Origin of the sequence: Caulobacter vibrioides OR37, assembly GCF_000372645.1 — a bacterium.
Taxonomy (GTDB): domain Bacteria; phylum Pseudomonadota; class Alphaproteobacteria; order Caulobacterales; family Caulobacteraceae; genus Caulobacter; species Caulobacter vibrioides_E.
Window position 1 is genome coordinate 1 of the sequence record NZ_APMP01000024.1, and the last position, 25,523, is coordinate 25,523.

A 25,523-nucleotide genomic window follows, 5' to 3' on the forward strand; every position below is an offset into this window, starting at 1 on the left:
CGGGCGGGTCGGCGGGGCCGCCTCGGCGCGCGGATTGGCCGGCGGGAAGTCGGCGAACGGATCGTCGAAGCCGCCGGCGGCCGGGCTCAGCGACGGCGGAGCCGACGCGCGCCAGGGGTCCGAGGCCTCGGTCGTGAACTCGTCGGCGGCGTCGAAGCCCAGATCGAAGGGGTCGCTGTCGGTCGGCCGCATTACTGGATCGCCTTCGAAATCGCGCCGCTGCCCTGATCATCCTTGGCCGAGCTGGTGGTTTCCCCCTTGCGGTACTTCTTGAACACCGTGTCTCGGCGTCCGGCGTCCGCCGGATCCATGCCGCGCGGATGGACCAGATCCTCGGGATTGGCGACCTGGGCGGCCAGGTTGGCGGCGATGGCGCAACCGAAATTCGCGTAGGCCTCGTTCTTGCGGGTCCTGGTCAGGTTTTCCCAGGCCTGACCGCATTTGATCGGCTCGGCGGCATAGCGCAGGAAGCCGACGCGGATGGTGTTGTCATCCGGACCGGTCGGGTTGAAGCCGACGATCCGCACGCGCGCGGACGGCGCGCCCAGGCTGACCAGGCGGTCGCGGATCTGGCTGGCCATGGCGCCCGAGGCGTTGGGAGCGGTGACGACCAGTTCGCGGCCCTCCGCGTCCAGCCAACGATCGACCAAGGCCTCCAGGGCCGCGCCCTGATTGGCCGACAGGCCGGCGGCGTGCGGCGCCAGGATGATTTCGTCGGGCGCGGAGCTGACCTTGACGCGGTCCATCCACTGCTCGGTCTCGGTGCGCGCCGTCTTCGAGGGCCCCTGGTCGGGCGACGTCGAGGCGCAGGCGGCCAGGCTGGCGACGGCGGCGGCCAGCAGCGCGGTCTTCAGGACGGTCTTGACGGGGGACATCTGCGTCATGGTTGCGCCCTACTCGATCACATAGCCCACGGGGCCTTGATAGGCGCGCCCGGCGTTCGCGCCGGCCGGCGCCTTGACCACCTTGTTGAGCCGCCCCAGCAGGACCGTGCTCATGTCGTCGGCGATCCTCAGCCCGTCGGCCGGGGTCTGGAGATTCTGCGGCTTGGTGGGATCGACGATGTACGGGGTGACGATGATCACCAGCTCGGTCTCGCCGTTCAGGAAGTCGCGCGATCGGAACAGCGAGCCCAGGATCGGCATCGAGGTCATGCCGGGCAGCGAGTCGATCGTCTGCTTGGTGGTCTGCTGCAAGAGGCCGGCGATCATGAACGAGCCGCCCGACGGCAGCTCGACCGTGGTCTCGGCGCGGCGGACGTTCAGGCCCGGCACCGTCAGGGACGACGAGCTGCCGCTGCCCCCGCTGACCGAATAGGCGCCCAGGCTGGTCAGCTCGGAGACCTCGGTGGAGATCTTCAGCGAGATGCGGCCGCCCGACATGACCACGGGCGTGTAGCCCAGACCCACGCCGTAGGGCTTGAACTCGATCGAGACCTTGCCGGTGGCGTCGGTGCCGGTCGGCACGGGGAACTCGCCGCCGACCAGGAAATGGCCCGCCTCGCCCGAGACGGCGGTCAGGTTCGGCTCGGCCAGGGTGCGCACCAGGCCCACCCGCTCGAAGGCCTGCAACATGCCGGTGGCCTGGTTCACCGCCTTGCTGCCGGCGGTGGTCTGGACCGTGGCCGTGTCCCCGTTCACGCCGGTAATCGGATTGCCCTTGGCGTCATAGGTCGTGAAGACCTTGTCGTGCACGACCTGATTACAGGTGCCCGACAGCCCCGCCATACAGGGCACGATCATTTCCGGCTGCTTGGTGGTGTCCAGCTTGTAGCCGCCGGTGATCCCGCCCAGCAGGCTGCCGTTGACGCCATAGGTCGGCGAGAAGCCCAGCGAGAACTGGTTCTGGCCCAACTGGCCCAGCACCGCGTTCAGGTTGACGCCCAGCTGCTTGATGACGTTGCGCTGCACCTCGACGATGCGAACCTGAAGCGTCACCTGGTCCTTGCCGGCGACGGCCAGCATGTTCAGCACCTTGTCCTCGCTGCCGACATAGCGCGCGGCGATGCGCGAGGCCGCGTCGGACTCGGCGGCGCTGCGGACCAGGCCGCTCAGCACCACGCTGTCCTTGATCGGGTCCACCTTGATCCGCGCCTGGGGCAGGACCCGGGCCAGGGTATCGGCCAACTGGTCGACCGGCGGCGTGACCTTGATGTTCAGCGACAGGATGCGGCGGCCGGCCGGGTCGAAGAAGGCCGCGTCGGTCGACCCCTCGCTGACGCCCATCACATAGACGCGGCGCTTGTCGCGCAGCACGGCGTCGGCGACGGTCGGATTGGTCACCAGCAGGTCGCGGACGTCGGTCGGCAGCTCGATGATCGCCGACTTGCCCTTGGCCAGCTCCACCGTCACGGCGGTCTGGTCGGCGGTGATGAAGATCCGCGTCACCTGCTCGGCGGCCGGCGGCGCGTAGGTCACCGGGGCGGGCGCCGGCGTCGGCGCCGGACGGGTCGCGATCCTGGCCGGGCGCCGATAGACATGCGAACCCTCGACGGGACCGTCGGCCTGGGCCGGCGCGACGCCGCTCAGGGCCAGCAGCGTGGAGGCCGCGACCGTCAGCCAGACGGACTTGAGGGACGGAAGACGGCTCATGGGGTCACCGAAACGCTGGTGGTCTGACCGCCACGGTTGATCCGAACGGCGCTCGAGTCGCCGCGCTCCGCCTGGCGCTCGGAGATGCCCGAGGGGCCCGCCAGGTCCGTGTAGGCGCGCAGGGCCAGGGCGATGGGACCGCTGGCCTTGGCGTGCGCCAGGACCTCGGCCTCCTCCGGCCCGACCTCGAGCGTGGCGGTGGTGGCGACGATCGACTTGGCGTCCTTCTCGGCGGCGGTCGACTGATCCAGCGCCAGGACACGGATATTGCGCAGCACGGTCTCGGAGACGGTCATCTTGCCGCCGCCGCCTCCGCCGCCCGAGGCGTCCATGGCGGTCATGTCGTGGGTCGACAACACATCCACCCGATCGCCGGGCAGGATGAAGCCGCCGACGGCCGTATCGGAGCTGACCGGCACCGACATGGCGCGCTTGCCGGGCGAGAGCACGACGGACAGATAGCCGCCTTGGCCGCCGCGGACGATCTTGCGGGGGGTGATCGGCTCGCCGCTCAGGATCGGGTCGCGCACGATCGCGCCCTCGATCACCTTGGCGGGATCGGCGCCGATCATCTGGTCGGCGGCGACCGAGGCCAGCGCCTTGACCTCCGCGACCTTGCCATCCGGCTTGGCCGGCGCCGCGCCGTTGGTGATGAAGGCGCCATTGACGGTGTCCGAGGGCCAGGGCTGCCAGGCCACGTCGGCGGCCACCAGGCGCGTGCCGACCGGCAGGTCGCGCTTGGCCACCAGCACCTGGGTCATCGGCTTGTTCGACGCGGCGGGCGCGGCGCGGGTCAGCACCGGCGCCACCGGCTTGCCGCCGAGGGCGCGCTGCAGGACCACGGCCAGGCCGATGGCCGAGACGGCGGCGATCAGGATGATCAAGAGGCGAACGGGACTCATGGCGCGGGCGAAAAACTCTTCGGAGAGCCCACGGTCGCCGTCCGGCAAGCGCGCGGGATTCGTCAATCAGCCGTTCTGGCCACGCTTCATGCTGGCCCGCGTATGGTTAACGTCCGCTAAAAGTTTTTCGCCAATCGCTCGGGAAACGCGCGACAGCCTGTCGCGCGGCGATTCAGGACCGAAGTCGGCTCAACCCAGGATTCCGTGGGCCAGCACGCCCTCGGGGAAGGCCGCCAGGGCGCCGATGGCGATGGCGACGCCATAGGGCAGGTCGCCGTTGGTCGTCCCCAATTTGCGGACCCAGCCCGGCGCGCCGGCCACGGCCGGCGCCAGCCAGCCCGAGCGCAGGGCCAGGATCGCGAAGGTCACGGCTCCGCCCGCCAGGCCCGTATAGAGCATGAAGGGCAGCGCCGCCGGCCAGCCCAGCCAAAGCGCGCAGACCGCGAACAGCTTTCCGTCGCCGCCGCCGATCCAGCCCGCGGCGAACATGCCCATGCCCATCACCAGCCCGCCCAGGCCGACGGCCAGGCAAAGGCCGATGGTGGCCAGCGACGCGCCACAGACCAGGGCGGCCGGGACAAAGGCGACCAACAGCGCCAGCGAGATCCAGTTGGGGATCGTATAGCTGGTCAGGTCCTTCAGCGCCCCGACGATGGCCAGGGCTGGAAAAACCAGCAGCAGCGGGATCTGGACAGCCTGCATGGCGAAACGCCTCCCTTTCGACTGGGGCATTGTGGCGCGGACCGGTGAAGCAATGGTTTCCCGCGCCGGTCTCGCGCGGCCATGAAAAAACCCGCCGAAACGGCGGGCGGACGGGAAGCCCAAAAAGAAGAAAAGGGCCGAGGCATGGGCCCCGACCCTTCTCTTTTCGAGCGTGCGACGGTTCGGCTTAGGTGGCCGAGTTGGCCGTCGACACGGCGCTGCCGGCCTTGCTGAACGCGGTGCGGACGTTCTGACCCAGGGTTTGGACGGCGGTGACGATGATCACGGCGATCAGAGCGACGATCAGGCCGTATTCGATAGCCGTGGCGCCCGATTCATCCTTCAGGAAGCGAGTAACGAACTTGGTCATGACTTGGTCTCCTAAACCAGATTGAGTTGATTGAGGCTCTCAAGCCGTTCGACTTGCTCACCCCCGAAAACACGATCAATTTCGCCGACCCCACTTAATGGCCAGTAAACAGCGAATAGTTTCTGCCGATTTTCTTTTGGTTTATTTGTATTTACCGTTATCTATTCTTAACCACGAGCCCAACAGCGAGGCGCAAGGCCTTCTGATTCAAGGATTTTCCGCCGCGTCGCTTTGACGCCTTCGCGCGGTTATTAGTCTTTTGTTGACCAAAAAAAACGATGCTGGACCGGTTCGCACTCGGGATCGGAAACCCTTCATGCGCCGCTTCTTGCCCACTTTCGTGTTCGTCCTGGCCCTCTCGGGCTCCGCCGCCGCGGCCGAAATCGTCCCCTTGGCGGGCGCCTCGACGGAGCTGCCGGTCGTCGCCGGTCAGGCCACGCACCTGAATCTCGGCGGCGCGGCGCGCGACATCGTGCTCGGCGATCCGACCGTCGCCGACGTCAGCCTCGTCAACCAGCGCACCCTGGTCGTTCTGGGCAAGCGTCCGGGCGTCACCAGCCTGATGGTGTTCAGCCCCGAGGGCCGTCCGTTGGCCGAGCGCCTGATCGTCGTCTCCGAGGTCGGCCCCACGGGCGTCACCGTCTACCGAGGCTCCACGGCCTCCAGCTACGCCTGCGCCAGCCAGTGCACGCGCGTGACCCCGGCCGCCGCCGCCTCGGCCACGCCGGCCGCGCCCGGCGCGCCCACGCCCTGATCACGGCGCCTCTAACCTCTTGGTGAGGATCTCGCGCTAGCGTGCGCGCGATCATTAGAGGCACCGCATGAGTCCGCGCTTCTTCATCGTCCGCGCCCAAGAACGGCTGGCTCGCCTGGCCGGCCGTTTCGCGCGCGGCGAGCGGGGCGCCACCGCCGTCGAGTTCGCCCTCGTGGCCGGCCCCTTCCTGCTTCTGGTCTTCGGGATCATCGAGCTGGGCCTGGTGCTGCTGGTCTCGCTGACTCTGGAAAACGCCATCATCGACGTCGGCCGCACCATCCGCACCGGCCAGGTCCAGTCCGCCAGCGGCACCGCCGCCAGCTTTAAGACCGCCGTCTGCGCCAAGATGAGCTGGCTGGGCTCGAACTGCAATTCGGCGCTGTCGATCGACGTGCGCACCTATGCGGACTACGCCTCCAGCAACGCGTCCAATTCGAACACGACCGTGCCGACCACCATGAGCTGGAATCCCGGCACGGCGGGCTCGATCGTGCTGATCCGCGCCTATTATAGCTGGCCGCTGATCACGCCGCTTTTGCCGACCGGCCTGCAAAACGCGAACGGCAAGCGGATCATCTACGCCGCCACCGCCTTCAGCAACGAACCCTACAGCCAATGAGCGCGCCCAAGAAAACCCAGGCGGGGGCGAGGAAGAAGCCGCTCGCCTTCTGGCGCGATCGCCGCGGCGCCGCGGCCGTCGAGTTCGCCTTCATCGCGCCGGTGCTGATCATCATGTACTGCGGCCTGGCCGAGCTTTCCCAGGCGATGATGGCCCAGCGCCGCGCCTCGAACGTCGCCTCGACCATCGGCGACCTGGTGGCGCAAAGCACCCAGACCGGTCCGACGATGATCGGCGACATCTTCAACATCGGCAACACGATCATGGCGCCGTTTCCGACCGCCGGGCTGAAAATGTGCGTCGCCAGCGTCGTGTCCGACGCGACGGGCAAGGACACGGTGGCCTGGAGCCAGTCAAACACGACGATGATCAATTGCCCGGCTCAGAACACGGTGCTGAGCAATGTGCCGACAGGCGTGCTGCCCGTCAGCCAGAGCGTGATCATGGCCAAGGTCAGCTACGCCTACGCCTCGCCGATCAAGCTGGTGATGCCGCGCACCCTGAACTTCTACCGCACCTACTACCTGCGCCCGCGCAAGTCGGACTCGGTGCTCTGGTCGCAGACCAACTGATCGCTGGCCCGCGCCTCAGGCCTCCGCGCGTCCGCCGCCCTTGACCGTGAACAGTCCCAGCAGCCCCAGGGCCAACAGCCCGGCGATCGGGATGAAGCCGGCCACCTGACTGTGGAAGACCTTGGTCGCCAGCGCCACCAGCAGCGAGCCCAGCCACATGGTCGCCGTGCCCGACAGCGAAAACAGGCCGAAGAACGCCGCCATGCGGTCCGGCGGAGCCAGGCGCACCAGCAGCGTCCGGCTCGAGGCGTACTGGGCCGTGACGAAGACGGCGATCAGCATCCCGAGACCCAGATAGATCAGCTCCGGCAGGGTGCGAAACAGCGGGCCGTTCCAGACGGCCGGATGGGTCGCCGCGTCCCAGGTCCAGAGGTAGAGGATCTTCTCGCGCCCCATGCCCAGGGTGCCCATCAGCACCAGGATGCAGGCGGCGATCTCGACCTGCACCGCCCGACGCGGCCCCAGGGTCTTGTCCAGCCAGGGCGCGATCAGCCCGCCCAGCACGCCGAAGATCGACAGCGAGATCCCATAGGCCAGCATCTCCAGCTCGCCCCACTTCATCAGGCCCGCGGCGAACAGGCCGCCGAAGATCAGCAGCGCGGTCATGCCGTCGCAGTACAGCATCCGCGCCGCCAGGAACTTGGCCGGCTCGGCGTGGCCCTTCAGGTTGCCGAAGGTGTCGACGATCAGCCTCGCCCCGCCCTTCAGGCTGCCCAGGATGGACTCGCCGGTGCGCGGGGCGTCGCGGGTCCACAGGAAGAACGGGATCGCGCCCAGCAGCATCACCGCCCCGGACAGCGGCCCGACCAGACGGCTGGGCTCATGCTCGGCCTGGCTGAGGCCGAACAGCGGCGCGGACGGCACGAACGACCAGGGGACGACGCCGGGCAGCACGAAAGCCCACATCACGAAGACCAGCAGCGAGACCGACAGGCCATTGGCCAGGGCGTAGCCCAGGCCCGACAGCACCGGCTCCTGCCCCTTCTCGGCGGCGCGCGACAGCAGCGAGTTGTTGGTGACGTCGCCCCAGTTATAGGCCACGCCCAGCACGATCAGGGCCTGGCCGATCAATCCGACCGGCGGGCCGCCCGGCTTGGCCAGCCACAGGGCGAACAGGATCGGGACCATCACCGCCAGCACCAGGGCCATCAGCGGCTTGCGCGGGCCATAACGCTCGATCGAGGCGCCCAGCAGCGGCGCGGTCAGGGCGGTCAGCACGCCATAGACGGTGGAGATGTCGGCGACCGCCGCCTGGCCCTTGACCGGATCGCCGACCAGGACTCGCGAGAAATACGGCGCGAAGACGTAGATGGTGACCAGGATGACGTAGGGGTCGCGCGTCCCCTGGTGAAGGATCCAGCTGAGCGCGCTCTTGGAGAGCCGCTTTCGCGGCGCGGGAACCAGCACGTCATCGGCGACGACATCACTCAGGCCCGGAGGCGCGCCCGCCAACTCGCTCATGCCACATCCTAATGAACGCGACCCTCTGGCGGGGTCATCGGACGAGGCTGGACCTTAAACGCTCGTTTGTCACCTTAAGGATTTGATGGAAACGGCGGGCGCGAGAAAAGCGTCCTAAGCCAAAATATGCGCCCGCACCTTGTCGCGAGTCGAAGCGTCCAGCCCGATCGCCTGTTCCAGATAGCCGTCCAGCGAGCCGTGCTCTTGCTTGATCACCGCGAAGGCGGCCGCCAGGTAGCGGGCCTCCACGCCCATGGCCGCGCGCATGGCCGCCTCGGTCGGGCGTCGGCCGGTGGCCTGCTCGATATGGTCCATGAAGATCGCCCCGCGCCGGTCGAAGCGGGTGGGGTCGTTGGTCAGCAGATAGTCGTCGATGACGTCGTCGTCGGCGACCCCGGCGATGTGGTGGGTCAGCGCCGCCAGGACGCCGGTGCGATCCTTGCCCGCCGCGCAGTGGATCAGCGCCGGCCCCCTGCCCTCGGCCAGGGCCAGGAAGAAGCGGCGGAAGAGGTCGATGTGCCGCTCCTTGAACGGCAGGCGGCGATAGTATTCGTCCATGTAGCCGTGGATCGAGGCCTCCGAGAGGTCCGAGCTCTTCAGGAACTCCAGCCAGGGGTCCGGCCCCGTGGCGCCCATCTCGTTGTCGATCACCTGGGCCGAGAAACCCGCCCAGCGCCGCGAGGGCGAGCGCTCGCGCTCGTTGGGGCGGCGCAGGTCGACCAGGGTGACGATGCCCAGGGAGGCCAGGATCTCGAGATCCGCGTCGGTGGCCTCGGCCTGGTGGGCGGCGCGGAACAGCACGCCCTTCCTGACGCGCCCCGCGCCGGCGGCGTAGTCGCCGAAATCGCGGAAGTTCTCGACGCCTTGCAGGGGGATATGACGGGTCATGCCGAAGGCCTTAACGGTTGAAGGCGACAGCTTCAACGTCTCCCTCCGTCAATGGACAAGGCGCGCGCCTACTTCCGCAGCAGGGGCTGAAGACGGTTCTGCAGCGGCTGGTCGATGAAGGTGTGGAACAGCCAGGCCGCGCCATAGGCCAGCGGGAAGCCGGCGCCCCACATCACCCACTGCAGCCGGATGTCGATCGGGCGGGTCTCGATCAGGCGGTGCACGACGCTCCAATAGGCCACGCCGACGAAGATGTGGGTGATGAACAGGGCGAACGACAGCTTGGCGCCCTCTTCGATCCACTTGCGCGGACGCTTGACCGGCAGGCGGCCGGCGCCCAGCACGATGGCGGCGATGGCGGCCAGGGAGGGGACGTCGAAGATCCACTCGTCGGGCAGGGCGTAGCGGTCCAGCGGCTGGGTGACGACCAGCACGGCGACCCCGCCCCACAGCAGGATCCTGGCCATCGCCTCCGAGGGCCAGCGCATGTCGACGGCGCGCGCCAGGCAGACGCCCAGGGCGAACAGCGGCAGGGCCCGCACCACGCCGTACTGAAACTGCAGGTCCGGCAGCGGATGGTGGAAGACGGCGCGGGCAAGGATCTCGAACCCGCCCATGATCACGGCGCCGATCAGCGGCAGGATCCAGGGGCGGCGCACCTTGTCGACGGCGCGCCAGAAGAACGGGAACAGGGCGTAGCAGACGATCAGGGCCGACAGCGACCAGCTGGGTAGGTTCCAACCGTCGCTGGGGAAGCCCCAGGCATGGATCAGCAGGGCCTGGGCCGGAAGCTCGCTCCAGATGAAGCGGCTGGGCTTGTGGGCGTCTGTGCCGATCAGGTTCAGCGTCAGCACCAGCAGCGCCAGCATGGCCAGCACCACCAGATGCCCCGGCCAGACCCGCGCGGCGCGCCGCGCCCAGAAGCGGGCCGGACTCAGCCGTCCCGACAGGGTCGAGGGGCCATAGGCGCGCCCCAGCACATAGCCCGACAGCATCAGGAAGAAATCGGTGGCCAGAAAGCCGCGCGAGAACACCTGGGCGAACAGCTCCAGCCGGATCGGGCTCTCGGCCCCATAATGGTAGAGAACGATCAGCAGCGAGGCCAGGAACCGCAGGAAGTCCAGCGCGCCGCCGCGCACGATCTCCCGCTCCGGCCGCGCCGGGACGGCCGCCTCCGGCGCCGCCGGTCCGCGCTCGACGGCGGGCGCCGGCGGCTCGGTCGGAACAAGCAGCTCCGACACCGGGATCTGGCCCGGGATCTGGGGAAGCGGAACGGTCACGCGGTTGGCCATAACAAAGCGCGCGCCGACCGAAAAGACGTCACCGGACGATCGTCTTGCGGTAAGAGGTCGCGAGACCTATCTGCAACAGGTTCTGTTATCAATAGGTGGTTCAATGCCCCGAATGCCCGTCCTGTTCGTCGGCCACGGTTCGCCGATGAACGCCATCGAGGACAACGCATGGAGCCGCGATTGGCGCCGCTTGGGCCGGGACCTGCCGCGCCCGCGCGCGATCCTGATGGTCAGCGCCCATTGGGAAACGCGCGGAGCCTCGGCGGTCGGCGCTTCGGCGACGCCCGAGACCATCCACGACTTTTATGGCTTTCCGCGGGCGCTGTTCGACGTCCGCTACGCCGCGCCCGGCGATCCGGCCCTGGCGGCGCGCGTGGCGGCGCTGCTCGCGCCCGATCCGGTGGTCCAGCATCCGACGCGCGGTCTCGACCACGGCGCCTGGGGTGTCCTGGCCCCGATGTATCCGGACGCCGACATTCCGGTGGTCCAGCTGTCGCTGGATCGCGGCCGGCCCGAGCGCTGGCATTACGAGGCCGGCCGGCGCCTCTCGCCCCTGCGCGACGAGGGCGTGCTGATCGTCGGCAGCGGCGACATCGTCCACAACCTGCGCGCCGCCGACTTCCGCCGGCCCGAGGCGCCGGCCTGGGCCGACCGCTTCAACGAAGAGGCCAAGGCGCTGATCATCTCGGGAAACCATGACGCCCTGATCGACTGGCGCGAGCTTGGCCCCGACGCCGAGATCGCGATCAACAGCGCCGAGCACTATCTGCCGCTGCTCTACGTCCTGGGCGCGGCCGACCAGGGCGAGGCGGTCGGCTTCTTCAACGACGATGTGTTCGCGGCGATCTCGATGACGGGGGTGAAGGTGGGGTAATTTCCCCCTTCCCCCTTGATGGGGGAAGGGTCGGGGATGGGGGTGACCCGGCGGTTCAGCCCTCGCGGCCCTGCTCACCCCCACCCAACCCTCCCCCATCAAGGGGGAGGGCTCGAAATAGCCTCACATGACCGCCGCCGCCCGCTTCGCCGCCTCGACCCGCTCATCCATCGCCTTGCCGTAAAGCGTGCTGATCCGCTCCAGGACCTTCGGCGGCGCCAGTTCCGGCCGCCCCGAATTGAACGGCGGGGCCGGGGCGTATTCCACGGCCAGCTGGATGCCCTGGGCCACGTCATCGCCGGCCAGCTCGGCGACCATGGTCAGGGCGAAGTCGATGCCCGCCGTGACGCCGCCGCCGGTGATGTAGCGGCCGTCGCGCGCCACGCGCGCCGCGTCGGGGATCGCGCCGAACAGCGCCAGCTGATCGCGCCACGCCCAGTGGCAGGCCGCCCGCTTGCCCTTCAAGAGGCCCGCCGCGCCCAGCACCAGCGAGCCTGTGCACACCGAGCAGACATATTTGGCCCCGTCGGCCAGGCGGCGGATTTCGGCGATGAAGTCGGGGTCGCCCATGGCCGCCGTGGTCCCGAAGCCGCCCGGCACGATCAGCACGTCGCAGGCCTCGATGTCCGACAGCTTGGGCAGGCGGGCGAAGACCAGGCCGTCGGCCTCGATCTCGCCGCCCGCCAGGCTGGCCACGGTCACCGTCGCGCCGGGCAGACGGCACAGGATCTGGTGCGGTCCGGTGAAGTCCAGATGGGTGACGCCCGGAAACAGGGCGATCACGATTTGAAGAGTCTGGCGCATCGAAAACCTCCGTCACGATTGACGGGCAGAACATGGTTCAGTTAGCGTCTGGCTGAAATGACATAGTTCCCACGGAAACCGCCACCGGAGGTTCCATGCCCCGCGCGATCGGCTTTCTCGTCTATCCGGGCTTCCAGCTGCTGGACGCCACCGGCCCCATCGCGGCGTTCGAGATCGCCGGGCGGTTCTCGCCGGGCGCCTATTCGCTGCATTTCCTGTCGCTGCGGGGCGAGCCGACCCCCAGCTCGTCCGGCGTGACGATCCACACGACCGCCCTGGCCGACGCGCCGCGCCTGGACACCCTGCTGATCTCGGGCGGGGACGGGGTGAAGGTTCCGGCCACCTGCCCCGAGACCCTGGCCTTCGTCCGCGAGGCCGGCCGCCAGGCGCGCCGCGTCGCCTCGGTGTGCTCGGGAACCTATGTCCTGGCCGAGGCGGGCCTCTTGAACGGCAAGCGCGCCACCACCCACTGGAGCCGGACCAAGGACTTCCAGCGCCGCTATCCCGACATCCGGCTGGAGCCCGACCGCATCTGGATCCAGGACGGTTCGGTGTGGAGCTCGGCGGGCATCACCGCGGGCATCGACCTGGCCCTGGCCATGATCGGCGCCGACGAGGGCGAGACGATCGCCCGCCGCACGGCCCAGCAACTGGTCGTCTACCATCACCGCCCGGGCGGCCAGTCGCAGCATTCGGCCCTGATCGACCTGCGCCCCGGACGCTTCGACGCCCTGCTGTCCTGGGCCCGCCAGAACCTCTCGGAGCCCCTGTCGGTCGAGCAGTTGGCCGAGCGCGCCGGGATGAGCCCGCGCAACTTCGCCCGCCAGTTCGCCCAGGAGACCGGCGTCACCCCGGCCAAGGCCGTCGAGCGCCTGCGCGTCGAGGCCGCCCGCGCCCTGCTGGACAGCGGCCCGCTGCAGATCGAGGACGTGGCGCTGGAAACCGGCTTTGGCGACGGCGAACGGATGCGCCGCGCCTTCATCCGCGCCTTCGGCCAGCCGCCCCAGGCCCTGCGCCGCGCCGCCCGCGCCGGCTGATCGCTTGGTTTCGGCTGACACACGCGCGAAACAATGCTTGGAAACGTTGGGTGGACGCTAAGGACTCAACCTTTCCCCGGAGAAGAGCATGACGACGAAGAAACTGCTGGGCGTCTCCGCCGTGGCCGCGGCCGCCCTGGCCCTGACCGTACCGAGCCTGGCCAGCGCCAATCCGCACCACCGTCCGGGCCCCGATCACCATCGTCCGCACAAGGTCCGGATCTGCAAGGTCGAGCGTCGCGGTCACCATCGCGTCCGCGTCTGCCACTGGGAGCGCCGCTAGGGCGCCGAACGGTCCAGTCCGAGGCCATGCTCTATCTCGCGATCAAGGCCGCCGTCTCGGGGGTCATCGTCGCCGCCGTCGCGGAGATCTCCAAGCGCTATCCCGGACTGGGCGGCCTGGTCGCGTCCCTGCCGCTGGTTTCGGTGCTGGGCATGATCTGGCTGTGGCGCGACACCCACGACCCGGTCCGCCTGGCCGACCACGCGACCGGGACCTTCTGGTTCGTGCTGCCCTCGCTGCCGATGTTCCTGCTGATCCCCGCCCTGCTGAAGCGCGGCGCGCCCTTCTGGGCCGCGCTGACAGCCGGCTGCGTCCTGACCATGGCGCTCTATGCCGTCATGGTCTGGGCGGGGCCGAAGGTGGGGCTAAAGCTTTAACTCAACCCATGGACACATTTGGTGCGCGCCTTTAGCCTTCCTCGGGGTTCGCGGAGGGTTGATGCGTAGCCGGGTCCTAGTCCTGCCAGCGCTCGTGGCGCTGGTCCTGCTGTCGCTGGGCGGGGTTGCGCGCGCCGCGCCCTGCGAGCAGCGCTCGCCGACCGTTTTCGCCCTCAACGGCGAGACCAACCTAGCCATGGCCGCCTGCGTGACCGCCAAGCTGCGGCCGACCACGACCGAACTGGTGGTCGACAGCCCCGGTGGGCCTAGCGGCGTGGCCATGGACATCGCCGATCGCCTTGCCCGGCTGGGCGACCTGACGATCCGGGTCGACGGCCAATGCGCCTCGTCGTGCGCGAACTATTTCCTGCCACTGGGCCGTCGCCTGCTGGTCGGACGTCAGGCGATCATCATGGTCCATGGCGGCATGGACCCCGCGCAGGTCTCCAAGGTCGCGCCGAGTGAAAGGGCCTCGATTCAGGCCCTGGCCGACAAGCAGCGGGCCTTCGCGCTTCGCCATAGGATCCCACCCGGCTGGCTTCTCTATCGCACGGCGGCGGCACCCACGCGGGTGGACGGTCTGGACGGGGCCTATCGCTGGCGCTCCACGCCCGACGCCGAGCTCTATCTCGTGGAGGCGCCCATGCTGCGCTCTTGCCTGCCAGGCCTGGACGTCACCGCCTATGAGGCCTGGCTAAACAGCCAACTGACCCCCGAACGCGTCGCGCGGCTCAAGCAGAATCGTATCGTCGCCACGGGAACGATCGTCTGTAATGGGCAGAAGTGGTAGGCGGCCGAGCGGAGCACAAAGCTCCAGCGGTATGCTAAGGCATACCTCTCAACCACAGATCTATCTAACTCCGATAGGGGGCGAGATCAAGGAGATCTCGCCAGAAACTCCCCCCAGAGTTGAGATAAGGCTTGTTCAGGCAAACACAACCCTGAGGCTTACAGCCCCGCCCGATCCCGCGACCTCCGGTCTTCGACCAGAACGCCGGAGTGAAGCTCCCCGTCGATCGCGCGGTCCCGCCAGGCGACGGTGCTGTCGTAGATGTCGGCCGCCAGATCGATTTCGGAGATCAGCAGGCCTTCCGTCTCGGGCGCCAGCGCGCCGGTGATCACCCCGTCAGGCCGCACGAAGAATGACGGCCAGCAGCTTCTCGGCGCCGATGAGTTGGGACAGCTGATCCACATGTTGTTGTTCGAAGCGGCCGCGATCATGCCGGCCGGCATGGTGATGGCCGGCAGGGTGGTCCCACCGGTCAGGTGATGGGCGCCGACCCCGGCCTCCATGGCCGCGAACCGCTCTTCCGACAGCCCGCCGGCGTGGAAGCCGTGAAACATCAGCCGCGCGCCCCGTCGATGATAAGCCCGATAGAGCTCGGGATAGCGGTAGTCGTGGCAGATCAGGACGCCGCATCGCACGCCCTTGATGTCGAAGACGGCGAAATGGTCTCCGGAGGAATAGTGCGCGAGATCGCCGGTCAGGCCGGCGGCGTCGCCGGCGCAGAAGCGCTTGTCGTAGCGGTCGACCAGCGCGCCCGAGGCGTCGATCACATAGGCGCAGTTGTGGGGCTTGTGATCGCCGGACAGCCGATGGGCCGAGCCGACCACCGTCCAAAGCCGCAGCTCTCCCGCGAGCGCCATCACCCGCCGCGCCGCCGCCTGGAGCCTGGGCCAATCGAAACCGTCGAAACCCGCGAAATCGACGCCGGCGTAGCCGGAAAGCGCCGCTTCCGGGAAGTGGACGACATCCGCGCCCACCGCGCGCGCCTGGCGCAACAGCCGTTCGACGGCCGCCAGATTGGCGTCGATATCCGACGAGACGGCGAACTGGGCCGTGGCGACGCGAAGCTTCACGTCCCCCGCTCCGTCCGACGCGCGGGACGCGGCTTGGATAGCGGGTCGAGACGGTCGTGGGACATTGGTACTCGCGCGGCCAGGACGCCGCGATCATCGGGGCGGGCGGCCCCGCGTGGCAAGACGGATCTCGGCCTTGACCGCCCTGCCCTCCCGGCGTCTGATCGCTGATAACAAGACTATCCGGAGGGACGACCCATGGCCGCCGAGGGCCGCAAGAGCATCTTCATCACCGGCGCGGCCAGCGGCATCGGCCGCGCCAGCGCCCAGCGCTTCGCGCGCGCCGGCTGGTTCGTGGGCCTGTCCGACATCGACAAGGCCGGTCTGAAGGCGACGCAGGACAGCCTGGGCGCCCAGAACGCCTCGGTCCACGTGCTGGACGTCCGCGACCGCGAGGGCTGGGAAAACGCGCTCGGCGAATTCGGCCGCGAAACGGGCGGCAAGGCCGACGTGCTGCTGAACAACGCCGGCGTCGCCCGCTTCGGGGTGCTGGAGGACCTGTCCGACGCCGACTGCGACATCCAGATCGACGTCAACATCAAGGGCGTGGTCAACGGCGCGCGGGCGGGCCTGCCGCTGCTGAAGGCGGCGGGCGGGCGGCTGATCAACGTCGCCTCGTGCGCCGGTCTGTACGGCTCGCCGAAGCTGGCGGTCTATTCGGCCACCAAGTTCGCGGTGCGCGGCCTGTCCGAGGCGCTGGACATCGAGTACGCCGCCCATGGCGTCAGCGTCGCCTGCGTCATGCCGTGGTTCGTCGAGACGCCGATCCTGAACGCCGGAGCGTCAGGCACGAACGAGCAGATGGCCGACGCGCTACGCAAGGGCGGGCTGGAGGTCTATCCGGTCGAGGACGCCGCCCAGGTGGTTTGGGACGCCGCCCACGGCAAGGCGCTGCATTACTTCGTGGGCAAGCGGGCCAAGCAGATGCGCTTCGCCACCAGCCACATGCCGGGCGCCGTCAGGAAGCAGCTCCGCTCCCAGCCCCTACTGTCGTCTTGAGGCCTTCCAGCGGCGCGCGCTCCGACGAAACCGAGATGGCCTTGGAAGCCGGCTTTTCGGCGGCCGGGATCGTGGTCTTGACCGGGGTGAGCGCGGCGGGGGCGGCCTTCGGCGCCGGCGCGGCGGGGGCCGAGGCCGGCTCGGACACGGGACCGATGGGCCCGCCCTGTCCGCCGACGGCCGTCGCCGGATCCGCGCGACCGATCGCGCTGGCCGCGTAGATCACCGGCGGCTTGCCGTCGGCCGTCAGGCTGGCGATGTCCGACGGCGCGATGTCGTCGGCGGTCGGCGCGTGGCCGCCGGTCGCCGCGCCGTGACGCCCGAAGCGATAGAAGATGTGCATCCCCACCTGGGCCACGCGCAGCAGGCGCGGACCCCAGCCCGGCGACACGGCCAGGGTATGGAAGTGGGTGGCCGAACCGATCTGGTTGGCGATGTCGCCCGAAAGGGCGCGGGCGGCGATCTTGCGCGCCCGGTTCCACGCGCCGAGGTCGCGGGTATGGCGCATCGAGCCGTCGCAGGCGAAGCTGAACTGGCAGCCGGTGCGGTTATAGGCGCCCTGGAACACCACGCCGCAGATCGACTTCGGGAAGGCCGGGTGGCGGACGCGGTTCATGACCACCTGGGCCACGGCGGCCTGGCCGCTGGGGGTCTCGCCCCGCGCTTCGTAATAGACGGCGTCGGCCAGGCACTCCAGCTCGCGCGAGCTTTCCAGGGCGTTGCCCAGCTGGAACGGCGAGGCGGCGGCCTGGGCGAAGCCGGCGGACCCGAAGCTGGCCCGCAGCATCAGGGGGCCCGAACGGCCGCTCTGGCCGGGCAGCAGGTTGGCGCCGGCGCCTTCGAGACGCGCGGCCAGCATCTGGGTCTGGCGGTCGCGTTGATCGACGGCGGCGAACAGATAGGGATCGTGACGCTTGGCCACGGCGAGCGCGCCGGGGTCCATACGCGTAGAAGCGCTCAGCATGGCCGCGTCGGAGAAGTCCCCCGAAGCGCCTTCCGCCAATCGGGCGACGCGGGCGTGGGTGGAGGCCGTGTGGGCCAGGCCACCGAGAAGGTAAACGCCGCCCAGGGCCAGACCCGTCGCGGATCCGACCAATACGGCGCCGACCAGCCCGCGCGCGTCCGCGCGCGTCTGCGACTTGATATACAAAACTCGTGTCCTGCGCGGCGAGGGCGCACCGGCCCCCCGACAAAATCGCTCCGAAAGCCCCCGGAAAACACTGGCGGGAAGCCCTTCGAAGCGGAGGATCGGCCGTATCACGCTGTGGCCAGGATCCTGCGTATCGCGGCTTATGACGTATCCATGACCGACTCGCAAGCACCCAGGGCGACGCGAGGCGGCTCGTGCGGGAAAGCGTCGCACGGTCGAACCGGGTAACGCCTTGAATCCTGGCGAAAAGCCGCAAGATCGAAATCGTCGTTTTTTTGTGGTCGCCAAGGCCTCGCCAAGCCTCTGTTCAACCGAGCGTGGCGGAACCTCGGCGTCCACCTGCCGTTACTGGACGAGGTCACGACCCTTAACGCAAGAGCGCCGAAATGAACCTCCGATCGACTCTGAGCACCGCCCTTCTGACGGCGGTCTGCGCCCTCACCCTCGCCGCCTGCGGACACGGCATGGAGCAGCGCGCGGCCAGCGGCGCCGTGGCCGGGGCCGTCGTCGGCGGACCGGTCGGCGCGGCGGTGGGCGCCACCGCCGGCGCCGTGGTCGACACGGCGGCCAAGCCTAAATAGGCGAGGCCGACGCGCCTAGCCCAGGGAACACCGCCAGGCGCGTCACGCCTCGGCCAGGCGCATCACGTTCGGAACGCGTCCAGTATCGGAGCGGGGGCCTTCGTCGAGGCCGCCGAAATATGCCCGCCCCCTCGTTGATCGCCAGACGAACGACCCGGAGACGTTGCGCGACCCAAGGGCGCGAAGAATCCCTACCGCCACTCTGCTGCCATCCTCCGTCAGCAGGCCCCCTAGCGTTCGCCCGACACCCCCCCTAATTTGGAGCCATGGCCCGCACCCCGTCCGATGGCGTTTCCGACGTCTCCGCGCCCTTCGTCTTCGACGCGACCGGCGATGTCGTCGCTGACGTTTCGGCCGGCGTCATGCCCATGCTCTGGACCCCGCACCGCCCCGCGCGGCCGGACAAGTCCGAGGGCGGCAAGAAGTTCAAGCTCGTCTCCGACTACCAGCCCGCCGGCGACCAGCCGACCGCCATCGCCGAACTGGTGGAAGGCGTCGAGCGCGGCGATCAGGACCAGGTGCTGCTGGGCGTCACCGGCTCGGGCAAGACCTTCACCATGGCCCAGGTGATCGAGCGCACCCAGCGCCCGGCCCTGATCCTGGCGCCGAACAAGACGCTGGCGGCCCAGCTCTACAGCGAGATGAAGTCGTTCTTCCCGGAGAACGCGGTCGAGTACTTCGTCAGCTACTACGACTACTACCAGCCCGAGGCCTACGTGCCCCGGACCGACACCTATATCGAGAAGGACTCGTCGATTAACGAGCAGATCGACCGGATGCGCCACTCGGCCACCCGGGCGATCCTGGAGCGCGACGACGTCATCGTCGTGGCCTCGGTCAGCTGCATCTACGGCATCGGCTCGGTCGAGACCTACACCGCCATGACCTTCACCCTGGAGGTCGGGCAGCGGGTCGACGAGAAGCAGCTGATCGCCGACCTCGTGGCCCAGCAGTACAAGCGCAACGACCAGGCCTTCGAGCGCGGCACGTTCCGGCGGCGCGGCGACACCATCGAGATCTTCCCCGCCCACTACGAGGACCGCGCCTGGCGCGTGACGATGTTCGGCGACGAGGTCGAGGCGATCGCCGAGTTCGACACCCTGACCGGCAAGAAGACGTCCGACCTCGAGATGATCAAGGTCTACGCCAACAGCCACCACGTCACCCCGCGCCCGACGCTCCGCCAGGCGATCGTCGAGATCAAGAAGGAGCTGAAGGCGCGCCTCGACTGGCTGGTCGCCAACGGCAAGCTGCTGGAGGCTCAGCGTTTGGAGCAGCGCACGACCTTCGATCTGGAGATGATCGAGACCACCGGCTCGTGCGCCGGCATCGAGAACTACAGCCGCTACCTGTCGGGCCGCAAACCCGGCGAGCCGCCGCCGACCTTTTTCGAATACATCCCCGACAACGCCCTCCTCTTCACCGACGAGAGCCACCAGACGGTTCCGCAGATCGGCGCCATGTACAAGGGCGACCGCAACCGCAAATGGACGCTCGCCGAGTACGGCTTCCGCCTGCCCTCCGCCCTCGACAACCGCCCCCTCAAGTTCGAGGAATGGGACGCGATGCGGCCGCAGTCGGTGCATGTCAGCGCCACCCCGGCCGCCTGGGAGCTGGAGCGGGCCGGCGGCGTCTTCGCCGAGCAGGTGATCCGCCCTACCGGCCTGATCGACCCGCCGGTCGAGGTGCGCCCGGTCTCCAAGGACGGCGCCAGCCAGGTCGACGACGTGGTCGACGAGATCCGCCAGACCATCAGCAAGGGTTACCGCACCCTGGTCACCGTCCTGACCAAGAAGATGGCCGAGGACCTGACCGAGTACCTGAACGAACAGGGTATTCGCGTCCGCTACATGCACAGCGACGTCGACACGATCGAGCGCATCGAGATCATCCGCGACCTGCGTCTCGGCCACTTCGACGTGCTGGTCGGCATCAACCTGCTGCGCGAGGGCCTGGACATCCCCGAGTGCGGCCTGGTCGCCATTCTCGACGCCGACAAGGAAGGCTTCCTGCGCTCGGAGACCTCGCTGATCCAGACGATCGGCCGCGCCGCCCGCAACGTCGACGGCAAGGTCATCCTCTACGCCGACCGGATCACCGGCAGCATGGAGCGGGCCATGGCCGAGACCGCCCGCCGCCGCGAGAAGCAGCACGCCTACAACGTCGCCAACGGCATCACGCCCGAGAGCGTCAAGCGCGATATCAAGGACATCCTCAACAGCCCCTACGAACGCGGCGACCGCGTGCTGGTGCCGATGGGCATGTCCGAGACCGACGACCGCCCGTTCAGCGGCGACAACTTCAAGGCCGCGCTGAAGGACCTGGAGGCCAAGATGCGCGAGGCCGCCGCCAACCTGGAATTCGAGACCGCCGCCCGCCTGCGCGACGAGATCAAGCGCATGAAGCTGATGGACCTGGAATTCGCCAACGAGGCCCTGGCCGCGACCGGCGACGCGGTCGACAAGGCCGCCCCCAAGCGAATTCGCGCGGAGATCCGCGAGGAAAAGGCGGCGGAGTTCCGCAAGAAGCGGAAGTAGCGCGGCCGACAAGATCCTCCCCCGCGTCGCGGGGGAGGTGGCCCAGAGGGCCGGAGGGGGCCAGCTCGGCCTCGCTCCAGATTCCCCTCTCCTCCCCCTCTTGGGGGAGGGGGACCGGCGAACGCCGGTGGAGGGGGCCAGCGCCGCACCCTCCGCTTGCGGAACACCGTTCCACCGGCCAAGCTCCCCGCCGCCAAGAGGGAGCGCCGCCATGGCCAAAATCCTGATCGTCGGGCAGGACCCCGACACCGTCGACTTCAACGCCCCGGGGATCGCTCCCGGCATGACCGCCGACAAGGTGCGCGCCGGGGTCGAGGCCGCCCTGGCCGACCTGGCGGCCCAGGGCTACGCGGCCAAGAACCTCTACATCCAGCCCGATCCGGCGACGGCCGAGCGCGAGGTCGCCGAGGCCCTGGCCGGCGCGCCCTATGACGTGGTGGTGGTCGGCGCCGGCGTCCGCGTCCCACCGATCCGGCTCTTCCTGTTCGAGGCGGTCATCAACGCCATCCACCGCGCCGCCCCGACCGCCCGCATCGCCTTCAACACCCGCCCCGACGACAGCGCCGAGGCGGCGTTGCGGTGGGCGGGGCGGTAGCGCAGAGCCACCGCCCGCGCCTCGCTCCCTCCCCTCTCCTCCCCCTCTTGGGGGAGGGGGACCGGCGAACGCCGGTGGAGGGGGCCAGCGCCGCTCACCTCCCGTCGCCCCACCGCGAAACGCGAGTTGACGCCACTACTCGCGCAAGACTAGAACATTCCATGAACACGGCGTCGCCATTGTCGAAGCTGGGTCGCCGGGTCCGGGCGCTGCGGGAGGGCGCCGGGCTGGGGCTGGAGGCCTTGGCCGCGCGGGCGGGGATGACGGCGGCAGCGCTGGCGGCGGTCGAGGCCGGGGCGGCGGAGATCGACTACCTGGCGCTGCGGCGGATCGCCGGGGCGCTGGGCCGGCCGGTCGCGGAGCTCCTGGCGGCGATGGACGAGGCGCGAGCGGAGGAGGACGGAAGCGACGGGTGAGGCGCCACGGACAAGGCGGACGAGATTCAGAGACCGCCGACCAGCTCGGCCAGACGGATATCCAGGGCCCGGGCCAGCTGGAACAGGGTGGTGGCGCTGGGGTTGCGCTCGCCGCGCTCCAGCAGGCCGACATAGTTGCGGTGCAGACCGGCCAGCTCGGCCAGGGCTTCCTGGCTGAGGTTGCGCGCCTTGCGGCGGGTGCGGATTTCTCGCCCCAGGGCGATCAGGTCGGAGTCGGCGGGCACGCGCGACCCTTGCCTTGGACGGCTCCGGCATCTACACACTCATGGTGTGTATTTTTCGCGCTCAAGTCGAGGTTCGCACGCATGGGTCGTCAACGAACGCCGCCGAAGCCTAAGCCGAAGATCGCCGCGCATCCGGTCGACCGCCATGTCGGCCAGGTGCTGCGCGGACGACGGCGAGCCCTGGGGCTCAGCCAGACGGCGGTGGCCGAGCAGCTGGGGATCAGCTTCCAGCAGCTGCAGAAGTACGAGCGCGGGACCAACCGCGTCAGCGCCTCGGTGCTGCACGGCCTGTCGCTGGCGCTGGACCTGCCGGTGGCGCGGTTCTTCGACGGCCTGCCCGCGCCGGCCGACAACGACCGCGCCCATGGGCGCGACCTGGTGGCCGAGATGATCGCCGCGCCCGAGGGGCCGGCCCTGGCCGAGGCCTTCCTCGACCTGCCGCCGGGCCCGGTCCGCGCCCGCCTGACCGCCCTGGCGCGCGCGATCGGCGCGCTGGGATGAGGATCTTCGTCGACGCGCCCCTATCCGACCATCCCCGCCAGGCGGCCGCGGATCAGGGTCTCGGCCTCGGCGACGATGCGGTCGACCAGCTCCTGGACGCTGGGCACGTCGTGGATCAGGCCCTGGACCATGCCGGCGGTCCAGACGCCGTGATCGACGTCGCCGCTTTCCAGGCCCTCGCGGCCGCGCGCGCCCTTCACCAGGTCGGCGACGTCCTCGAACTTGGCGCCGCCGGCCCGCTCGATGGCCACCACCTGCTGGCTGATGGCGTTGCGAGCCACGCGGGCGGTGTTGTGCAGGGTGCGGAAGATCAGGTCGGTGGCGCGCTCGTCATTGGCGACCATGGCCTGCTTGAAGTTCTCGTGGATCGGCGCTTCCTTGGTGGCGCAGAAGCGGGTGCCCATGTTGACGCCGTCGGCGCCCAGGGCCAGGGCCGCGACCAGGCCGCGCGCGTCGCCAAAGCCGCCCGAGGCGATCATCGGGATCTTCACCTTGTCGGCGGCGGCCGGGATCAGGATCAGGCCGGGAATGTCGTCCTCGCCCGGATGGCCGGCGCACTCGAAGCCGTCGATCGAGATGGCGTCGACGCCCATCCGCTCGGCCGACAGGGCGTGACGGACGGCGGTGCACTTGTGGATCACCTTCACGCCGTTGGCCTTGAAGTGGTCGACATGCTCCTGCGGCTTGTAGCCGGCGGTCTCGACGATCTTGATCCCGCTCTCGATGATCGCCGCGCGGTACTCGGCATAGGGCGGCGGGGTCATGGCCGGCAGGATGGTCAGGTTCACGCCGAACGGCTTGTCGGTCATCTCGCGGCAGCGGGCGATCTCCTTCGAGAGCGCCTCGGGCGTCGGCTGGGTCAGGGCGGTCAGGAAGCCTAGCGCGCCGGCGTTGGCCACGGCGCTGACCAGCTCGGCCTTGCCGACCCACTGCATGCCGCCCTGGGCGATCGGGTGCTCGACGCCGAACAGCTCGGTGAAACGGGTCTTGATGGCCATGGCGACGGATCTCCCTCTTCTTGTCCAGGGACTATGAGGAAGCGACCCTTAGGTCAGGCAAGAGCCTCATTGGGCCTGACGAAACTTCTCCAGGTCATCGGCGCGCTGGATCGTGTGGTCCAGCACACAGTTGTTAGCCGAAATCTGCCTCAGCGTGCTCCATTCGGAGTCTTCCTGGCTGGCGCAGTCGGCGTCGCGGAAGGCGATCCAGGCCCGTTGAGCCTTTTGCAGGGCCGCCTTCTGGCGCGGCAGGCTCAGCCGCTTCAGGGCTCCTTGGTAGGCGCGGTTCAACCGGGCGTCCTGCGCTTTCAGCTCCATGTTGATGCAGGCGACCATGCCCACCGTGCTGGTCCCGCCGGGCGAGGCCATACAGTGCTCATAGGCCGGCGAGGGCTTTGTCTCCGCCGCGTGGACGGACCCCGCCAGCAGGGCAACCGGCAGGATAAGCAGAACAAGACGCATCGAAGGCTCCTCTAAAGGTCCCCCGACCGAAAGACGACTACTGCAGCCCCGCGCGGCCGATCGCGTAGAAGCGGTCCGCGCGTTGCTTGCGCAGCTGCTCGGCGCTCATGTGGGCCATGGCCTTCAGCTCTTCTTCCACCGCGTCGCCCACCGCCCGGATGGCGACCTCGGTGTTGGAGTGGGCGCCGCCGGCCGGCTCGTCGACGATGCGGTCGACGATGCCCAGCTTGATCAGGTCCTGGGCGGTGATGCGCATCTGGGTCGCCGCGTCCTTGGCCCGGGCGCCGTCGCGCCACAGGATCGAGGCCGCGCCCTCCGGCGAGATCACCGAATAGATCGAGTGTTCCAGGATCAGCACGCGGTTGGCGCCGGCCAGGGCGATGGCCCCGCCCGAGCCGCCCTCGCCCACGATCGTGGCGACCATCGGCGTGCCCAAGGTCAGGCAGCGCTCGGTCGAGCGGGCGATGGCCTCGGCCTGGCCGCGCTCCTCGGCGCCCAGGCCCGGATAGGCGCCGGCGGTGTCGACGAAGGTGATGACGGGAAGGGAGAAGCGCTCGGCCATGTCCATCAGGCGGACGGCCTTGCGGTAGCCTTCCGGGCGGGCCATGCCGAAATTGTGCTTCAGGCGCGTGGTGGTGTCGTGGCCCTTCTCGTGGCCCATGACCACGACCGGCTGACCGCGGAAGCGGCCGAGGCCGCCGACGATGGCCTGGTCGTCGGCGAACTTGCGGTCGCCGCGCAGCTCGACGAACTCGTCGATCAGGCCCGCGACATAATCGCGCAGGTGCGGCCGCTCGGGATGGCGGGCGACCATGGTCTTCTGCCAGGCGTCGAGGTTGGCGTAGGCCTCCTTGCGAAGGGCCTGGGCGCGGTCGCGCAGCGCCTGGATCTCGAGGTCAAACGCGCCCGGTCCAGCCGTCTCGGAGAGCTTGCTCAACTCTTCGATCTTGCTTTCCAGATCAGCGATCGGGCGTTCGAAATCGAGATAATGGGCGGCCATGGACTCTTAAACGTCGCCTTGAAGGAAAGGGTGCGAACCTAGTGGCGGAATCCGCCGAGGGAAAGAGGCGAGATTCCGGCGAGGAACCGCCATCGATCCGCCGGGTTTTATCCACAGGCTCTCCGATGTGGTTCACAGGTGAGTCTCGAATCGAGACTCTCTCCGCTGGTGAATCGCGACAAAGAGTCCTACGGTGTTTTGTAGCGGATCGCGGAAGACGATCCGCGCCCTGCGGCCCCCGCCATCGAACGTGCGCGGCCCCGCCTGATGAGAGCGCACAGTTCCCATGCAGGTGTTTACCTTTTTCTGTGTCGAGTCCGACGGCTCGGTTCCTCGTTTCGACGTCACGCCCTGCGCCGATGACTCGGCCGCCCGCGCGAGAGCTTTCGAACTTCTCGACATGCACCACCGCTGTGACTTCGTGGAAGTCTGGCGCGGGGCCAAGCGCGTGTTCGACGTCTTCGGCCAGCACCAGGCGGCGGCTTAATTCAACATGCGATGAATTATTGCGTCGGTCGGCGAGCAAGGCTAGGTTGCGCTTCCGGATGGGGCCTCCTTCCGCGCCCCGCTTCCGGAAGGCCGCGCCATGGACGTGTCGATCCTAGACGCCCCTAGCCCTCCCGCCCCGCTGATCCCGCCCGCGCCGAAGGTTC

General features: G+C 68.8%; 30 protein-coding genes and 2 pseudogenes. 15 read left to right on the top strand and 17 right to left on the bottom strand.

Features of this window, described 5'->3' with window-relative positions; all coding sequences use genetic code 11:
* From OR37_RS15570 to OR37_RS15595, 6 genes and pseudogenes are all read right to left on the bottom strand, one after another.
* Positions 1–192: pseudogene (locus tag OR37_RS15570) on the bottom strand (pilus assembly protein CpaE); the annotation flags it as partial.
* The gene (locus OR37_RS15575; RefSeq protein WP_004621927.1) at positions 192–884 is read right to left on the bottom strand and encodes a CpaD family pilus assembly lipoprotein; all 693 of its coding nucleotides are present in this window, start codon (positions 882–884) and stop codon (positions 192–194) included. The gene OR37_RS15575 and the pseudogene OR37_RS15570, both read right to left, overlap by 1 nt.
* 9 nt (positions 885–893) lie before the next feature.
* Positions 894–2,591 (bottom strand): type II and III secretion system protein family protein, encoded by a 1,698-nt coding sequence (locus OR37_RS15580; protein ID WP_004621929.1) that lies wholly within the window; start codon positions 2,589–2,591, stop codon positions 894–896.
* Positions 2,588–3,493, bottom strand: a complete 906-nt coding sequence (gene cpaB / locus OR37_RS15585; RefSeq protein ID WP_004621930.1) for a Flp pilus assembly protein CpaB — start codon at positions 3,491–3,493, stop codon at positions 2,588–2,590. The genes OR37_RS15580 and cpaB overlap by 4 nt, the downstream gene beginning before the upstream one ends.
* Before the next feature lie 189 nt (positions 3,494–3,682).
* A complete protein-coding gene (locus OR37_RS15590) occupies positions 3,683–4,195 on the bottom strand; it encodes an A24 family peptidase (protein WP_004621931.1) in 513 nt (170 codons plus the stop codon).
* A gap of 187 nt (positions 4,196–4,382) precedes the next feature.
* A complete protein-coding gene (locus tag OR37_RS15595) occupies positions 4,383–4,565 on the bottom strand; it encodes a Flp family type IVb pilin (protein ID WP_004621932.1) in 183 nt (60 codons plus the stop codon).
* Between the two features lie 316 nt (positions 4,566–4,881).
* Between OR37_RS15595 and OR37_RS15600 the strand changes: the two genes are divergently transcribed.
* From OR37_RS15600 to OR37_RS15610, 3 genes are all read left to right on the top strand, one after another.
* The gene (locus tag OR37_RS15600; protein WP_004621933.1) at positions 4,882–5,319 is read left to right on the top strand and encodes a pilus assembly protein N-terminal domain-containing protein; all 438 of its coding nucleotides are present in this window, start codon (positions 4,882–4,884) and stop codon (positions 5,317–5,319) included.
* 67 nt (positions 5,320–5,386) lie between these two features.
* Positions 5,387–5,938: a TadE/TadG family type IV pilus assembly protein gene (locus OR37_RS15605; RefSeq protein ID WP_004621934.1), complete on the top strand. Its 552-nt coding sequence runs from the start codon at positions 5,387–5,389 to the stop codon at positions 5,936–5,938.
* On the top strand, positions 5,935–6,510 hold the full coding sequence (locus tag OR37_RS15610) for a TadE/TadG family type IV pilus assembly protein (protein ID WP_004621935.1): 576 nt from the start codon (positions 5,935–5,937) through the stop codon (positions 6,508–6,510). Before OR37_RS15605 ends, OR37_RS15610 begins: the two co-directional genes overlap by 4 nt.
* Positions 6,511–6,525: 15 nt before the next feature.
* Here OR37_RS15610 and OR37_RS15615 read toward each other — a convergent pair whose 3' ends face one another.
* The 3 genes from OR37_RS15615 to OR37_RS15625 form a co-directional block, all read right to left on the bottom strand.
* Complete coding sequence (locus OR37_RS15615; protein WP_004621936.1) at positions 6,526–7,971, bottom strand: MFS transporter; 1,446 nt, start codon at positions 7,969–7,971, stop codon at positions 6,526–6,528.
* 114 nt (positions 7,972–8,085) lie between these two features.
* Positions 8,086–8,859 carry a tyrosine-protein phosphatase gene (locus tag OR37_RS15620; RefSeq protein ID WP_035017546.1) on the bottom strand — a complete coding sequence of 258 codons (774 nt, stop codon included), beginning with the start codon at positions 8,857–8,859 and terminating at the stop codon, positions 8,086–8,088.
* Between the two features lie 68 nt (positions 8,860–8,927).
* Complete coding sequence (locus OR37_RS15625; protein WP_004621938.1) at positions 8,928–10,151, bottom strand: acyltransferase family protein; 1,224 nt, start codon at positions 10,149–10,151, stop codon at positions 8,928–8,930.
* 103 nt (positions 10,152–10,254) lie between these two features.
* On the opposite strand from OR37_RS15625, the gene ygiD reads away from it, so the two are divergent.
* Positions 10,255–11,025, top strand: a complete 771-nt coding sequence (gene ygiD / locus OR37_RS15630; RefSeq protein ID WP_004621939.1) for a 4,5-DOPA dioxygenase extradiol — start codon at positions 10,255–10,257, stop codon at positions 11,023–11,025.
* A 123-nt stretch (positions 11,026–11,148) separates the two neighbouring features.
* Here the strand turns inward: ygiD and OR37_RS15635 are convergent, their stop codons facing one another.
* Positions 11,149–11,829 carry a DJ-1/PfpI family protein gene (locus tag OR37_RS15635; RefSeq protein WP_004621940.1) on the bottom strand — a complete coding sequence of 227 codons (681 nt, stop codon included), beginning with the start codon at positions 11,827–11,829 and terminating at the stop codon, positions 11,149–11,151.
* A gap of 95 nt (positions 11,830–11,924) precedes the next feature.
* Here OR37_RS15635 and OR37_RS15640 point away from each other — a divergent pair, with 95 nt between their 5' ends.
* The 4 genes from OR37_RS15640 to OR37_RS15655 all read left to right on the top strand — a co-directional run bounded on the left by OR37_RS15640 (position 11,925) and on the right by OR37_RS15655 (position 14,316).
* Positions 11,925–12,866 (top strand): GlxA family transcriptional regulator, encoded by a 942-nt coding sequence (locus OR37_RS15640; RefSeq protein WP_004621941.1) that lies wholly within the window; start codon positions 11,925–11,927, stop codon positions 12,864–12,866.
* An 88-nt stretch (positions 12,867–12,954) separates the two neighbouring features.
* On the top strand, positions 12,955–13,149 hold the full coding sequence (locus OR37_RS15645) for a hypothetical protein (RefSeq protein WP_004621945.1): 195 nt from the start codon (positions 12,955–12,957) through the stop codon (positions 13,147–13,149).
* Between the two features lie 26 nt (positions 13,150–13,175).
* Positions 13,176–13,526 carry a DUF3147 family protein gene (locus OR37_RS15650; protein ID WP_004621946.1) on the top strand — a complete coding sequence of 117 codons (351 nt, stop codon included), beginning with the start codon at positions 13,176–13,178 and terminating at the stop codon, positions 13,524–13,526.
* Positions 13,527–13,587: 61 nt separating this feature from the next.
* The gene (locus OR37_RS15655; RefSeq protein ID WP_004621949.1) at positions 13,588–14,316 is read left to right on the top strand and encodes a hypothetical protein; all 729 of its coding nucleotides are present in this window, start codon (positions 13,588–13,590) and stop codon (positions 14,314–14,316) included.
* Between the two features lie 158 nt (positions 14,317–14,474).
* Here the strand turns inward: OR37_RS15655 and OR37_RS15660 are convergent, their stop codons facing one another.
* Positions 14,475–15,386, bottom strand: coding sequence for a carbon-nitrogen hydrolase family protein (locus OR37_RS15660; RefSeq protein WP_004621950.1), 912 nt, complete (start codon positions 15,384–15,386; stop codon positions 14,475–14,477).
* Between the two features lie 198 nt (positions 15,387–15,584).
* Between OR37_RS15660 and OR37_RS15665 the strand changes: the two genes are divergently transcribed.
* On the top strand, positions 15,585–16,385 hold the full coding sequence (locus OR37_RS15665) for an SDR family oxidoreductase (protein WP_004621952.1): 801 nt from the start codon (positions 15,585–15,587) through the stop codon (positions 16,383–16,385).
* Here the strand turns inward: OR37_RS15665 and OR37_RS15670 are convergent.
* Positions 16,345–17,535 carry a cell wall hydrolase gene (locus tag OR37_RS15670; RefSeq protein WP_004621954.1) on the bottom strand — a complete coding sequence of 397 codons (1,191 nt, stop codon included), beginning with the start codon at positions 17,533–17,535 and terminating at the stop codon, positions 16,345–16,347. The two genes, OR37_RS15665 and OR37_RS15670, sit on opposite strands and share 41 nt — an antisense overlap.
* Positions 17,536–17,921: 386 nt before the next feature.
* Between OR37_RS15670 and OR37_RS15675 the strand changes: the two genes are divergently transcribed.
* The 3 genes from OR37_RS15675 to OR37_RS15685 all read left to right on the top strand — a co-directional run bounded on the left by OR37_RS15675 (position 17,922) and on the right by OR37_RS15685 (position 21,248).
* Positions 17,922–18,116: a hypothetical protein gene (locus OR37_RS15675; RefSeq protein WP_004621956.1), complete on the top strand. Its 195-nt coding sequence runs from the start codon at positions 17,922–17,924 to the stop codon at positions 18,114–18,116.
* 266 nt (positions 18,117–18,382) lie between these two features.
* A complete protein-coding gene (gene uvrB, locus OR37_RS15680) occupies positions 18,383–20,653 on the top strand; it encodes an excinuclease ABC subunit UvrB (protein ID WP_004621958.1) in 2,271 nt (756 codons plus the stop codon).
* 211 nt (positions 20,654–20,864) lie between these two features.
* Positions 20,865–21,248 carry a hypothetical protein gene (locus OR37_RS15685; protein WP_004621960.1) on the top strand — a complete coding sequence of 128 codons (384 nt, stop codon included), beginning with the start codon at positions 20,865–20,867 and terminating at the stop codon, positions 21,246–21,248.
* A gap of 10 nt (positions 21,249–21,258) precedes the next feature.
* Here the strand turns inward: OR37_RS15685 and OR37_RS22435 are convergent.
* Positions 21,259–21,331, bottom strand: a pseudogene (locus OR37_RS22435) (hypothetical protein); the annotation flags it as partial.
* A 96-nt stretch (positions 21,332–21,427) separates the two neighbouring features.
* Here OR37_RS22435 and OR37_RS15690 point away from each other — a divergent pair.
* Positions 21,428–21,664, top strand: a complete 237-nt coding sequence (locus tag OR37_RS15690; RefSeq protein WP_165570623.1) for a helix-turn-helix domain-containing protein — start codon at positions 21,428–21,430, stop codon at positions 21,662–21,664.
* A 26-nt stretch (positions 21,665–21,690) separates the two neighbouring features.
* Here OR37_RS15690 and OR37_RS15695 read toward each other — a convergent pair whose 3' ends face one another.
* Positions 21,691–21,909: a helix-turn-helix domain-containing protein gene (locus OR37_RS15695; RefSeq protein ID WP_004621963.1), complete on the bottom strand. Its 219-nt coding sequence runs from the start codon at positions 21,907–21,909 to the stop codon at positions 21,691–21,693.
* Positions 21,910–21,990: 81 nt separating this feature from the next.
* On the opposite strand from OR37_RS15695, the gene OR37_RS15700 reads away from it, so the two are divergent.
* A complete protein-coding gene (locus tag OR37_RS15700) occupies positions 21,991–22,410 on the top strand; it encodes a helix-turn-helix domain-containing protein (RefSeq protein WP_004621965.1) in 420 nt (139 codons plus the stop codon).
* 20 nt (positions 22,411–22,430) lie between these two features.
* Here the strand turns inward: OR37_RS15700 and OR37_RS15705 are convergent, their stop codons facing one another.
* The 3 genes from OR37_RS15705 to OR37_RS15715 all read right to left on the bottom strand — a co-directional run bounded on the left by OR37_RS15705 (position 22,431) and on the right by OR37_RS15715 (position 24,870).
* Entirely contained in the window at positions 22,431–23,408 is a 978-nt protein-coding gene (locus tag OR37_RS15705) for an NAD(P)H-dependent flavin oxidoreductase (RefSeq protein ID WP_004621967.1), read from the bottom strand.
* Positions 23,409–23,474: 66 nt separating this feature from the next.
* Positions 23,475–23,870 (bottom strand): lysozyme inhibitor LprI family protein, encoded by a 396-nt coding sequence (locus OR37_RS15710; protein ID WP_004621969.1) that lies wholly within the window; start codon positions 23,868–23,870, stop codon positions 23,475–23,477.
* A gap of 37 nt (positions 23,871–23,907) precedes the next feature.
* Positions 23,908–24,870: an acetyl-CoA carboxylase carboxyltransferase subunit alpha gene (locus OR37_RS15715; protein ID WP_004621971.1), complete on the bottom strand. Its 963-nt coding sequence runs from the start codon at positions 24,868–24,870 to the stop codon at positions 23,908–23,910.
* A 286-nt stretch (positions 24,871–25,156) separates the two neighbouring features.
* On the opposite strand from OR37_RS15715, the gene OR37_RS15720 reads away from it, so the two are divergent.
* The gene (locus tag OR37_RS15720; protein WP_004621972.1) at positions 25,157–25,357 is read left to right on the top strand and encodes a hypothetical protein; all 201 of its coding nucleotides are present in this window, start codon (positions 25,157–25,159) and stop codon (positions 25,355–25,357) included.
* Positions 25,358–25,523: the final 166 nt, after the last annotated feature.